Source organism: Mesorhizobium sp. WSM4308, from assembly GCF_002294905.1.
Taxonomy (GTDB): Bacteria; Pseudomonadota; Alphaproteobacteria; order Rhizobiales; family Rhizobiaceae; genus Mesorhizobium.
On the sequence record NZ_NSFW01000005.1, the window covers coordinates 232318 to 244575 of the forward strand.

Here is a 12258-nt window from a genome sequence, read left to right on the forward strand (position 1 = left end):
AAACCCGGGCCGAATTACGCAAGCCTGCGGTATGGCCTTTCGTTTTCTTTCCCCACTCCATGCCTTTCTGGCTGCTTTATTTGTTCTTGGCCTTGCCGGCCAGGCCGATGCCCTCGAACTGAAACCCTTCAAGGACGATCTCTTCGCCTATCCGGCGACCTTGTCGACGGGCGACGGCGGCGCTTACACCGTCATCGACTACCGCGAGATGCGCGATATCAACAAGCGCGACGAAGTGCCCGAAAAGCGCGTGCATCCGCAATACACCGACACCAGCGTGCGCCAGGTGCAGCAGGATCTGATGCTGAAGACGGACGCCGGCGATGTCAGGCACGTCGCCGTCGGCAAGACGCAAGGAGCTGCCCTCATCGTGCTCTACCTGCACGGGCAGGGCGGCAGTCGCAAGCAGGGCGTCGACGATTTCACTTTCGGCGGCAATTTCAACCGGCTCAAGAACCTGATGGCCGGCAATGGCGGGCTTTATCTCTCGCCGGATTTCCCGGATTTCGGTGACAAGGGGGCCGCACAGGTCGCGGCATTGATCGATCATTATGCCGAACAGTCCCCAGGCGCGAAAATCTTCGTCGCCTGCGGCTCGATGGGCGGCGCGCTGTGCTGGAAGCTTGCCGCGCGCAACGATACCGGCCGGCGCATCAACGGGCTGCTGCTGCTCGGATCGCTATGGGACGAGAGTTTCCTCGCAAGTCCCGCCTTCAGGCGCCATGTCCCCGTCTTCTTCGGCCAGGGCAGCCATGACGTGGTATTTCCCGTAGCGAACCAGGAAGCCTTCTTCCGCTCCATCATCGCCAGGTCGAAGGCCTATCCCTATCCGACCCGCTTCGTCCGCTTCGAGACCGGCACGCACGGCACGCCAATCCGCATGGTCGACTGGCGTGGCACGCTGAACTGGATGCTGTCGAAGGCGCCTTGATCGGCGCTGCCCCGACGTCCCTCAGGGCGCGGTGTTGTAGTCGACGACCGTCTGAGGGTTCTCCTCGCCGTCATAGGACGCATCGACGTCATACTGGACCAGGGAGAAATCGCCGTTCCGGAACAGATAGGTTCCCGAATCGGAGGCATCGCCGACGCCACGCCACTTGTCGAAGGTGGTGATCGTATGGGTTTCCGCGTCATAGTCGGAATTGACCGCCCAACCGGTCGTCTCGAAGCCGACGATGCTCATGCCCAGCAATTTGCCGTCGCTGTTGTTGTTCTCATAGCGGATGTCCATCTTGGGTTCGGCGAACTGCAATTGCTTCACGGCCGACAATTCGTCGGTCATGTAGTAGACCGAACTTTCATTGTAGGCCGCGGCCGAACAGGAGAAATGGAACAGCCGTGTTTCCTTGTCGGGATCGCCGGGCTGCGCATCCTTGTCCTTGTACTTGATCGAAAACACCTCCGGCTCATTAGCCAGGAACTGCTTGTCGCACTGGTCGCCATAGGTCGCCAGGAAGGCTTTCTTGGCCTGCTCGAGTGCCGTATCCTTCTTCGGCGGCGGCGGGCCGTCGCCGCAGCTTGGCGGCAGCGCCTCTTCGAAATCGGCGGTGGAGGGTTTCAGCGCGCCTTTTTCGATATGGATCGGATCGAAGGGCGGCGCCGCCTGGATCTGGGCATTGACCTGTCGCAGCGTGTAGCAGCCGGCAAAGACCTTTTCGCTGCCGCTCTTGTCGGTGGCACGGATGGCGACCGGGACATTGTAGAAGATGCTGCCGGCGGCACCGTCGTCCGAAATGGCACCGGTCGCGACCTCGACCTTGTCGGTGCCGTCATAACCCTTGACGAAACTGTCGAAATCCTTAGCCGGCTTTGTGTCGCCGAAGTAACCCCAGGCGCGGGCGAATTCGTGCCGGTTGATGGCGCTGTAGAGCGAGCGAATGACCGCCTCGGCGCTCGATCGGTCGTCGACATAGGGTGCTTCGGGCGCGTCATCGGCGGCCAGCGCCGCTTGGCCGGATGTGGCAAGGGAGAGAAGGGCAGTCGCTGCGAGAAGGACGCATCTCATCGGGAATCTCCGCTCGATAACGCAAATTCTACCATGGCGATTGCGGCGGCGTGGTGACGCGGAGCCGACGGCGCTTGAAGAATCGTTTGCGCAGGCGCTACCTCGCTGCGCCGGCGTTCCGACCGGACAGGAGATTTGACGTGACGATATCGATGTATGAGGCATCCGTGCCCGTGTTTTCAACCAGGCTGAAAGCACTTTCCAATGTGCTGGCTGCTGCCGAACAGAACGCGCTTGACCGCAAGATCGACCCGCAGGTGTTTTTGACGGCGCGGCTCGCACCCGACATGTTCGCTTTGACCCGGCAGGTGCAGATCGCCACCGACCACGCCAAGGGCGCGCCGTCGCGGCTGGCCGGCCGAGAGGTGCCAAAATACGAGGACAATGAAGCAAGCTTTGCCGAACTCGAGGCGCGGATCGCCAAGACGCTCGCGCTTCTGGCGACGTTCTCGCCCGCCGAGATCGACGGCTCCGACAACAAGGTGATCGAACTGAAACTCGGCGGACGCGAAACGACTTTGGCTGGCATGCAGTATCTGCTGCATGTGGCCATGCCCAATTTCTATTTCCACCTCACCACCGCTTACGACATTCTTCGCCACAATGGCGTGCCACTCGGCAAGGCGACATTCCTGGGATCGCGTTAAGGCGCAAGCATTCCGAGATGTCCCGGATCCGTCCGGGACATCTCGCGAGACGCATCTAGCGAATGGACATTTCGCGGGCGACGCGCGGAAAATCGGCGGGCTTGATGCCGATATCGGCACGGTCGGCATTGCTCATCGAATGAAGCAATGCGAGCGCCGCGCGATATCGCAGATGTTCCTGCGGGCGCGGCCGGGCAAACATTTCCGTGAAGAAACCCATGAATCAGGCTCCTGGTTGGTCCTCCACGCCAGCCAATATAGGCGAATCGTGACAATTGTGCAGTGCAGCATTTGCATGCCTGCCATGTCCGGATAAGTTTCCTAGAATTTTTTGCGGCCCGCTGAAACTTCCGCGCCGCACGAACCGTAGGCTTCGACACTGGCCCGTGGCCAGTTTTTCCTCGCCACTCCTGGCGAATTTCCGGACTGCATGAAAGTGCAGTCCGGCTTTTGTTTTGAGGGACCGGCCACGATCCTCGAATGGCTAAATTCATTAAGATCGGTGGTATGTATTTTTAACGAGCCGGTTCTATGGTCCGGAAACCTGACAGTCAGGCAAGGGAGGCTGACATCGCTACCAGCGCCAAGCGTGATTTCGCTTCGCTGCTCGACGACCTCTTCGTTGCCTCCGACAAGGGTGACGGTAGCGGGGGCGACGAGGCCGGCGCGCGTCCGTCGATTCCGTTCGATTATCTCTCGGTCGCCGATGAGCTCCATTCCGGCCGCATCAAGGTATCCGCCGCCGAATATCGCGAGGCCGGTGCCGACCTGGCGAGCGAATTCGCCGCCTTACTCGAACATGCCAAGCTGGCGCTGGCTGCCGAGGACCCGAAGCCCGAGGAAAAGCTGCCGCCGATCGATCCGGAATCGATCGCGGCCGAACTGGGACTGAACCAGCCCAAGAGCGCCGCCGATTTCGGTCGCATGCGCCGCAGCTTTGCCTTCACCAACCATCCCGATCGCGTCGCCCCGCATCTGCGCCAGCGCGCCATGATCCGCATGCAGGTGGCCAACATGCTGATCGACGAGGCCAAGCGCCGCGCCGTGGCCGGCGCCCGCCGCTAGCTCAACATCGCTGGTTCACGCAAAAGTCGGCCTGGCGAGGCTTGGAGAGCGGCATGGCTTTGCCTATACATGCAGCCTCCCTCCCGCGCAGACTTTCCCTCCGGAGCAGAATTCCATGCACAAACGCCGTCTCGGTCGGACCGATCTTCTTGTTACCCAGATCTGCCTTGGTTCGATGACCTGGGGCCAGCAGAACACCGAGGCCGAAGGCCACGCGCAGCTGGATCTGGCTTTTTCGCGCGGCGTCAATTTCATCGACACCGCCGAGCTCTACCCGATCCCGCCAAAGGCGGAGACGCAGGGGCGGACGGAAAAGATCATCGGCAGCTGGATGAAGGCCAAGGGCAACCGCGACAAGGTGATCCTTGCCTCCAAGGTCGTCGGCCGCACCGCCAACACCTGGTTTCGCGGCGACAGGCCGTCGCAATTGGTGCGCGCCGATATTTTTGACGCCATCGACAAATCCCTGGCCAAGCTCGGCACGGACTATCTCGACCTCTACCAGATCCATTGGCCGGAACGGGATATCCCCTGGGGTGCCAACCCGACGCGCATCGGCGCCGTGGGGCGGCGGGCCGATGCCGACGGCGCACCGGCCGACGAAACGCCGATCGCCGAGACGCTCGGCGTCTTCGATGAGCTGGTGAAGGCGGGAAAGATCCGCCATTTCGGCCTGTCGAACGAAAGCTCCTGGGGCCTCATGCGGTTTCTTGCCGAGTCCGACAAAGGCGTTGGCCCGCGCGTGGCGTCGATCCAGAACGCCTACAATCTCGTCAACCGCACCTTCGAGGTGAACCTTGCCGAGGTCTGCGAGCGCGAACAGGTGTCGCTGCTGCCTTATTCGCCGCTGGCGCAGGGCTATTTGACCGGCAAATACGACCATGGCGCCCGACCGCAGGGCTCGCGCTCGCAATTGTTCAATCGCGGCCAGCGTTACGAGACGCCGAATGCAGCCGAAGCGCTGCTCGAATATAATGAACTGGCGCGCTCCTTCGGCATAGAGCCGGCGTTGTTTGCCAATGCCTATGTGTCGAGCCGGCCCTTCGTCACCTCCAATATCATCGGCGCGACGACCATTCCGCAGCTCGAAATGGCGTTGTCTTCGGTGGACGTCGTCTGGACCGAGGAGATGCAGAAGGCGGTGGACGCGATCCATCAGAGGGTCGGCAATCCCTGTCCCTGATCGGCGGGGATAGAATTATCATGGAATAACAAAGGGGTGGAGAGAATGGCGGATTTTTCGATCGAGGCCGTGCGCGGACAATTTCCAGCGCTTTCCCTGACCGACAAGGGCCGCCGTCGCATTTATCTCGACAATCCCGCAGGCACGCAGGTGCCGCAGGCCGTCGTCGATGCGGTGTCGCGCTGCCTGCTCACGACCAACGCCAATCTCGGGGGCTATTTCGAAACGACGATCGCGGCTCAATCCGTCGTCGACGAGGCGCATCAGGCGATGGCCGATTTCCTTGGTGCGGCGAGCCCCGAGGAAATCATCATCGGCGCCAACATGACGACGCTGACCTATCACATGTCACGCACGCTCGGCCGCACGCTGAAGCCAGGTGACGAGATCATCCTCACCCGCATGGACCATGAGGGCAATGTGTCGCCCTGGCTGCAACTGGCCGAGGATCTTGGCCTCGTGGTGCGCTGGCTGCCATTCGATGAAAAGAGCTGGCAGGTCGAAGGGGAGGCGCTGGCCGGGCTGCTGTCCGACAAGACACGGCTGGTCGCGTTGAATTATGCCTCGAACCTGACGGGTTCGATCAACCGGGTCAGGTCCCTGACTGCCATCGCTAAACGGGCCGGCGCCCTGGTCTATGTCGATGCCGTGCAGTTCGCACCGCATGGCCTGATCGACGTGCAAGAGCTCGGCTGCGATTTCCTGATCTGCTCGGCCTACAAGTTCTTCGGTCCACATATGGGCGTTTTGTGGGGACGGCGCGAAATCATCAATGACCTGAAACCCTACAAATGCCGCTGTTCGTCCAATGGCCTGCCGGAGCGGTTCGAGCTTGGCACGCCGCAGATCGAGCTGATGGCCGGCCTCACGGCGGCCGTCGACTACTTTGCCGGGCTGGGTGCGGCAGCGGGTGTGAGTGGTTCGCGCAGGCAGAAGATCGCCAGGGCCTTCGAGGTTTCGATCGCCTATGAAAACCCGCTGGCGGAGAGGCTGATCGATGGCCTGTCCGACATTCCGGGCCTGACCATCCATGGCATCACCGATCGCAAGCGGCTCGCCGATCGCGTGCCGACGGTCTCCTTTACTGTCGAGGGCATCGTGCCGGAGACGATCGTGCGGCAGATGAACGCCGAAAACATCTTCCTGTGGTCCGGCCACAACTACGCCTGGGAAATCGTCCACCAGCTCGGCATTCCGGCCGAGCAGGGGGTCGTGCGCATCGGCATCGCGCATTACAACACTGGGGCCGAAATCGAAGAGACGCTGGAGAGCGTGCACCGGGTCATCGCGATGCTCAGGCAGCAGCGCTCCTGACGCCAGGAGAAACCGTCACCGCATCCTGCCGTCGAAGCCGGTGAGGAAGGCGGTGAGATTGTCGCCGAGTGCGTCGCAGAGATAGCCGCCCTCCTGGACGATGACGCTCGGCAGGCCGAGTTTGGCAATCGCCTCGCCAATACGTGAGAAGCCGGGCGTCGTCACCGAAAGCCCGCCGAACGGATCGCCCTCGAAGGCGTCGAGGCCGAGCGCGACCACCAGCGCGTCCGGCGAAAAGGCGCCGATACGCTGGAACGCCACTTCGAGCGCCTCCAGAAACGCCGCGTCGGCCGATTTGCGCGGCAGCGGCAGGTTGAAATTATAGCCGAGGCCGGGGCCTTCGCCGCGCTCGTCGGCGTGACCCCAGAAGAACGGATAGAAGCGCACCGGGTCGGCATGCAGCGAAACGGTGAGTACGTCAGGACGGGCATAGAAGATGCCTTGCGTGCCGTTGCCGTGGTGCAGGTCGACATCGAGAATGGCCACGCGCGCCGCCTGCTTGCGCAGCACCTGCGCAGCGACCGCCGAATTGTTGATGAAGCAGAAGCCGCCGGCGACGTCGGCAAAGGCATGGTGGCCGGGTGGACGGCACAGCGCATAGGCTGCCGGCGCGCCAGCCATCACCGTTTCCGCCGCCTCGACCGCACTCCAGGCACTCCACAGCGCGCTTTGCCAGGTTTCGCCCGAGATCGGGCAAGCGGTATCGGCCATATGATAGCCAGCCTGGCCGACGGCCGAGGCTGGATAGGAGCCGTTGCGCGCGATCGGGTGGATGTTGGGGATCACTTCCGCCGAGGCGCCCTCGATGCGCTGCCAGCGCTCGAAAATATGTTCGAGGAAGTCGAGATATTCGGGCGTGTGCACCGCCGAGACCGGGCCAAGCCCGTGATTGCGTGGCCGCTCGATCGTGCAGCCGGCAGATTTTGCGCCGGCTAACAATCTTTCGATCCGCTCGGGCTTTTCCGGATTGGGCTGCGCGGCACCGCTGGAAAGAAAGGCCTTCGGGTCGTGGCGCTTCTGCTCTTCGGCGTAAAAGGCCTTCATTCCTGCTCCCCATTGACCGGCGCGTCGGCGAAGGCAAAAAAGGCTTCGCCGACGATTTTCTGCGTCTGTTCGTAACTCGACCAGGCGATACCCAGCCTTTCATAGAAGGCCTTGGCGCCTTCATTGTCGGTGTCGACCGACAGCCTGAGATAGACGCCACCTTCTTTGCGGCATTCCGCAGCGACTCGCCGCAACAGCCGCTCGCCGATCTTGCGGCCACGGAACCGGTCCTCGACATAGAGGTCCTGCACATAGACGCCGGGCCGCCCCATCCACGTCGAAAAGATCGGAAAATGCAGGCACAGCCCGGCGAATCCGCCGTCGACCTCGGCGATCAGGGTGGAGAAGGCGGGCTTTTCGCCAAAACCGTAGCGGCGGAGATCATCTGATGTTGAGGTGATCTCCTGATGCGCGCCGATATGGGTGCCGAGTTTGAGAAGCGCGGCGTGGATCGTTTCAGCGTCATCGATGCGACCGGGGCGGATCAGGACGTCACTGGATTTGGTCACGGTCTTGCCTCAAAACGCCACCCGGTCGCCACCTTTCAGCGCCAGCATCTCACGTGCCTCGGCAGGTGTGGCAACCTCCAGCGACAGGCCGTCGAGAATGCCCCGGATGCGGCGCACCTGGTCGGCGTTGGATTTCGCCAACTGGCGGCCATCGTAGAGACTGTCTTCCAGCCCGACGCGGACATTGCCGCCCATCGCCGCGGCGATCGAGATCAGCGGCATCTGCTGACGGCCGGCAGCCAGCACCGAGAACTGGTAGCTGTCGCCGAACAATTTGTCGGCGATGCGCTTCATGTGGATAAGATTGTCCGGATCGGCGCCGATGCCGCCCAGAATACCCAGCACGAACTGGATGAACAGCGGCCCCGACACCAGCCCGCGGTCGCGGAAATGCGCCAGCGAGTAGAGATGGCCGACATCGTAGCATTCGAATTCGAAGCGCGTGCCGCAGCCCTTGCCCAGCCTCTCAAGCACGCCTTCCATATCGGCGAAGGTGTTCTTGAAGATGGTGTCGCGCGTGGCTTCCAGCAGCTTCGGCTCCCATTCGTGCTGCCATTCGCGTGGCTTGTCGAGCATCGGGAACAGCGCGAAATTCATCGAGCCCATGTTGAGCGAGCACATTTCGGGCTCGGCGCGCAGCGGCGCTGCCAATCGCTGGTCCAGCGTCATCAGCGAAGAACCGCCGGTAGTGATGTTGATCACCGCGTCGGTTGCCTGCTTGATGCGCGGCAGGAACTGCATGAACACCTCCGGATCGGCCGTCGGCCGGCCGTCTTTGGGGTCGCGGGCATGCAGATGCAGGATCGACGCGCCGGCCTCAGCGGCTGCAATGGCATCGGTCGCGATCTGGTCCGGCGTCACCGGCAGGTAGGGCGACATGGACGGCGTATGCACCGAGCCGGTGACGGCGCAGGTGATGATGACTTTTCGCGGCGCCATTCTTTACCCCCGGCCTTCGACCGGAAGGTCGAGCTCCGATGCCAGAACCTCCAGCGAGTCGCCGATGATGGAGACGATCTCGCCGACCTGTTCGCTGGTGACGATCATCGGCGGCGCGACCATGAAATTGTCGCCGTCGATGCCACCCTTGACCCGGCGGCCATAGATGATCAGCCCGCGCTCATAGGCGAGGTCCAGCAGGCGCTGCGTGGCTTTCTTGTTCTGGTCGATCGGCCGCAGTGTCTCCGGATCGGCGACCATCTCGGCGCCGGTGAGCAGGCCCTTGCCGCGCACGTCGGCGATGAAGGGAAAGCGCTTCGCCAGCCCCTTCAGCCCGTCCATCAGCACGTCGCCCATGGCGGCGGCATTGGCGATCAGGTCGAGCCGGTCCATTTCACCGAGCACGGCAAGGCCGGCGGCGCAGGCGAGCGGATTGCCGGCATAGGTATGGCCATGCTGGAAGCCCCCGGAGGCCAGCAGCGGCTGCACCAGCCGCATTGGTGCCGCCAGTGCACCGAGCGGCGCATAGCCCGAGCCCAGCCCCTTCGACAGCGCGACGATGTCGGGCTTGCAGTTCCAGTGATCGCCGCCGAGAAATTTGCCGGTGCGGCCGGCACCGCTCATCACTTCGTCATGGATCAGCAGGATGCCGTAGCGGTCGCAGATCTCGCGGATGCGCGCATAGTAGCTGTCCGGCGCGACAAGCGCAGAGGTCGCGGCGCCGCCGATCGGCTCCATGATGAAGGCAACGACACTTTCCGGCCCTTCGGCCACGATCTTGTCCTCCAGCATGTCGGCATAGCGGACGCCGCGCTGCTCCATTGAAAGATTGTCGCGGTCGCGCCAGGCGGTGGGCGCGGGCACCGTCGGCATCACCCGCATCATCGGCTCAAAGGTCTCTGCCAGGGCGTCGTCGCCGGTGACCGAGAGCGAACCCAGCGTACCGCCATGATAGGAGGGGAAGCGCGTGATCACCTTCCAGCGGCTGGCCTGGCCGGTGGCAACGGCCCATTGCCGCGCCAATTTAATGCAGGATTCCGTCGCCTCCGAGCCGCCCGAGACGAAGAAGATGCGGTCCATGCCTTCCGGCAGTTTGCCGGCCAGTTCCCGCGCCAGTTCCTCCGCTGGTTCGTTTTCGAAATGCAGCCGATAGGCGAAGGTGGCGCGGTCCATCTGCCGCTTCATGGCATCCAGCACATTGCGGTTGGAATGGCCGATATTGGCGACCATCGGTCCGCTCGAGCCATCGATGAAGCGGCGGCCGTCCTGTGTCCACATATAGATGCCCTCGGCGCGGTCGATCAGCGGCCGACGCAGGCTTGAGAGATAGAACAGGTGCGACTGGCGCCGGACTTCGGCCTCTGGAGCGGCAGGCTGGACTTTCGACATGTCAGGACTTTCCAAGATAGCGATCGAGGACATTGCGGGTGACGCGTTCGACCATCGGGTCTTGCCTTAGCAGGCCGGCCACCCATTCGCAGCTTCCGGCATGAAAGACTTCGCCCTTGCCGCGCGGGAAATTGACGATCATGCCATTGCCGCGTTTGACTTTTTCCAGATTGGCGTCGCTCGCCTCGCCGAACAAAGTCTCGGCGGTGAAGCGGCCATCCTCGTCGGTGAGGAACTGGTCCTCGATCGGGATATCAGCGCTTTCCTCGACCTGGGATGCCATTGCGACGGCGAGGACCTGCAGCCCATCCGGCGCGCCGCTGGTCGCTGTTGGGTAGGGCAGGCCGCCGCGGATCTCGAAGTCGAGCCCGTCGACCTCATAGCCATAGACATGGCTGTCGGCGCCGAGCAGGTCGCCATAGTAGATGCCGGTGCCGGCGAAGGCCCAGTGTTCCGGCCGGTAGACCGGAAAACCGCGTACACCACGCGGCGCGCAGCCGCCCCAGCCGGCATAGACGCCGCGCGTCGCGTTGAGGCCAAAGGTCGCCGAACCCGGCCGGCCGATTTCCGGCGCTTCCCAGGAATTGGTGGCACGGGTGACGTCGCCGCCGCGATAGGCAGGGTCCTCGGCGCGAGCGCGGTATTTGTAGCAGACCTGCCGCCGGCCTTCGTCCTCGAGCCGCGTCTGCCACATGAAATTGCCGGCGAAACGCGCCGCATGCCCGCCGCGCTCAACATAATTGTCGACCGCATCGCGCATTTCCCATGTCCAGTACTCGTCATGGCCGACGAAGACGGCGCAGTCGTAGCCGTCGAGAATGTCGGGCGAGACATGCAGATCGTGCTGGCTGGCGAGATCGACATGATAGCCGGCCCGCTCGGCGAAGCGGAAGAAGTGGCTGTCATAGCTCGCCCAGCCGGACGAGGCGTATTTCTTCGAATGACCGGTGGCGAGCGCCCATTCCATGTGGGGGTAGCGTGGTACCGTCTTCGGCGGCACGGCGACCTCGAGCGGCACGCGTGGCGCATCTTTTGGCAGCACGACGAAGCCGCGGCACCAGGGGCGTTGCGTCGACACAACAGGCGAATACTGGTTGCGGTCCGGCCCGGTGATGCCCTGATAGTGGTTGGAGCCGCCCCAAGTGTTGTAGGCAAGCCAGGTGCCCGTCGCCGCCACCTGCAGCACACGGCCTGGCTTCTTGCCGGTTTGGGGCGAGACGATGAAGAGGTGGTAGCCATGGATCGGCCTACCGTCATGGCCAACGGAAGTCAGCGTTACCCGATATGCACCGGACGGCCAGTCGCTCCCGACACGGAATTCAAAAGACGCTTCCCAGCCGCAACCCTCGGCGGAACATTGGTCGGGCGTGTCCTGCCAGCACGCCGCAATGCCGGATTTCTCGAACACTTTCGTCTCGGTTCCACCGTCCCGGATGATTGCCATGCTGAAGGACGGCGCTGTCGAGCTGACACGCAGCGTCACCATCTCGCCGACGCGATAGCAAAAGCGATCCGAGTAGCACCAGATTTCGCCACGCTCGCCATCCATGCCTGGCCACTCATAGTAATGGCCACGCACCGCGTGGCGGCGCTGCTCGGGCGTCAGCCCGAAATCGGGGAATTCGGTCGGCAGATGGGTCATGAGCACCGGAAAGGATCGAAGGCCGCCATTTCGGCCATCTGCCGGCCAAGCGTCAAATGGAAACGATCGGGCCAGCAATTGCTTAGCCGCCCTTGGCCGCACCCGGCAAAGCGACTATTTCAGGCGAGGCGGTATGTTCCGCCTGGGGAGCCAGTATGCTGAGAGTGCAAAAGGTCAAGGTCGACGAGATCTACGTGCCGACGGCGCGCAAGAAGACGTTGCACCCTGAGACCGTCCGCCATCTGGCCGAGGACATATTGGAGAACGGCATGAAGATGCCGATCCAGGTCCGCCACGACGGCAAGCGCCATATCCTTGTCGAAGGCCTGCACCGGCTGGAAGCGGCCAAGTGGCTCGGCGAGACCGAGATCGACGCCTATCTGGTGCAAGCCAAGCGTCACTGACACGTCCTTCGTCCTCGCGTTATTGAAAGCCTGCCGGTATTTTTTTCACTGGTCTTGTCGAGTTGCGTTCTGTCGGCTCGTCCTTGGGACGGAAGCCAGATCAAACCGAGGAGACCA

13 protein-coding genes are annotated in these 12258 nt (G+C 62.7%); 6 read left to right on the top strand and 7 right to left on the bottom strand.

Annotated features, from left to right (window positions below; translation table 11 throughout):
- Nucleotides 1-31: 31 nt before the first annotated feature.
- Nucleotides 32-931, top strand: coding sequence for a phospholipase (locus CK227_RS11575; protein WP_095770338.1), 900 nt, complete (start codon nucleotides 32-34; stop codon nucleotides 929-931).
- Between the two features lie 21 nt (nucleotides 932-952).
- On the opposite strand, the gene CK227_RS11580 is transcribed toward CK227_RS11575, so the two are convergent.
- A complete protein-coding gene (locus CK227_RS11580; protein WP_095770337.1) occupies nucleotides 953-2005 on the bottom strand; it encodes a DUF1176 domain-containing protein in 1053 nt (350 codons plus the stop codon).
- A gap of 140 nt (nucleotides 2006-2145) precedes the next feature.
- Between CK227_RS11580 and CK227_RS11585 the strand changes: the two genes are divergently transcribed.
- Nucleotides 2146-2652: a DUF1993 family protein gene (locus tag CK227_RS11585; RefSeq protein WP_095770875.1), complete on the top strand. Its 507-nt coding sequence runs from the start codon at nucleotides 2146-2148 to the stop codon at nucleotides 2650-2652.
- Nucleotides 2653-2707: 55 nt separating this feature from the next.
- On the opposite strand, the gene CK227_RS11590 is transcribed toward CK227_RS11585, so the two are convergent.
- On the bottom strand, nucleotides 2708-2872 hold the full coding sequence (locus tag CK227_RS11590) for a hypothetical protein (protein WP_080511763.1): 165 nt from the start codon (nucleotides 2870-2872) through the stop codon (nucleotides 2708-2710).
- A gap of 311 nt (nucleotides 2873-3183) precedes the next feature.
- Between CK227_RS11590 and CK227_RS11595 the strand changes: the two genes are divergently transcribed.
- The 3 genes from CK227_RS11595 to CK227_RS11605 all read left to right on the top strand — a co-directional run bounded on the left by CK227_RS11595 (nucleotide 3184) and on the right by CK227_RS11605 (nucleotide 6214).
- Entirely contained in the window at nucleotides 3184-3717 is a 534-nt protein-coding gene (locus tag CK227_RS11595; protein ID WP_245317945.1) for a hypothetical protein, read from the top strand.
- Between the two features lie 115 nt (nucleotides 3718-3832).
- Nucleotides 3833-4900, top strand: a complete 1068-nt coding sequence (locus tag CK227_RS11600; protein ID WP_095770336.1) for an aldo/keto reductase — start codon at nucleotides 3833-3835, stop codon at nucleotides 4898-4900.
- Nucleotides 4901-4945: 45 nt separating this feature from the next.
- Nucleotides 4946-6214, top strand: coding sequence for a cysteine desulfurase-like protein (locus tag CK227_RS11605; protein WP_095770335.1), 1269 nt, complete (start codon nucleotides 4946-4948; stop codon nucleotides 6212-6214).
- Nucleotides 6215-6229: 15 nt separating this feature from the next.
- On the opposite strand, the gene CK227_RS11610 is transcribed toward CK227_RS11605, so the two are convergent.
- The 5 genes from CK227_RS11610 to CK227_RS11630 are packed head-to-tail and all read right to left on the bottom strand — an operon-like array spanning nucleotide 6230 to nucleotide 11737.
- Nucleotides 6230-7258 carry a histone deacetylase family protein gene (locus CK227_RS11610; RefSeq protein ID WP_095770334.1) on the bottom strand — a complete coding sequence of 343 codons (1029 nt, stop codon included), beginning with the start codon at nucleotides 7256-7258 and terminating at the stop codon, nucleotides 6230-6232.
- Nucleotides 7255-7767: a GNAT family N-acetyltransferase gene (locus CK227_RS11615; RefSeq protein ID WP_095770333.1), complete on the bottom strand. Its 513-nt coding sequence runs from the start codon at nucleotides 7765-7767 to the stop codon at nucleotides 7255-7257. Before CK227_RS11615 ends, CK227_RS11610 begins: the two co-directional genes overlap by 4 nt.
- A 9-nt stretch (nucleotides 7768-7776) precedes the next feature.
- On the bottom strand, nucleotides 7777-8706 hold the full coding sequence (locus tag CK227_RS11620; protein ID WP_095770332.1) for a 3-keto-5-aminohexanoate cleavage protein: 930 nt from the start codon (nucleotides 8704-8706) through the stop codon (nucleotides 7777-7779).
- A gap of 3 nt (nucleotides 8707-8709) precedes the next feature.
- Nucleotides 8710-10095: an aspartate aminotransferase family protein gene (locus CK227_RS11625; protein ID WP_095770331.1), complete on the bottom strand. Its 1386-nt coding sequence runs from the start codon at nucleotides 10093-10095 to the stop codon at nucleotides 8710-8712.
- A gap of 1 nt (nucleotide 10096) precedes the next feature.
- The gene (locus CK227_RS11630; protein ID WP_095770330.1) at nucleotides 10097-11737 is read right to left on the bottom strand and encodes a N,N-dimethylformamidase beta subunit family domain-containing protein; all 1641 of its coding nucleotides are present in this window, start codon (nucleotides 11735-11737) and stop codon (nucleotides 10097-10099) included.
- A gap of 155 nt (nucleotides 11738-11892) precedes the next feature.
- Between CK227_RS11630 and CK227_RS11635 the strand changes: the two genes are divergently transcribed.
- Nucleotides 11893-12141: a ParB N-terminal domain-containing protein gene (locus tag CK227_RS11635; protein ID WP_095770329.1), complete on the top strand. Its 249-nt coding sequence runs from the start codon at nucleotides 11893-11895 to the stop codon at nucleotides 12139-12141.
- The last annotated feature ends 117 nt before the right edge of the window (nucleotides 12142-12258 follow it).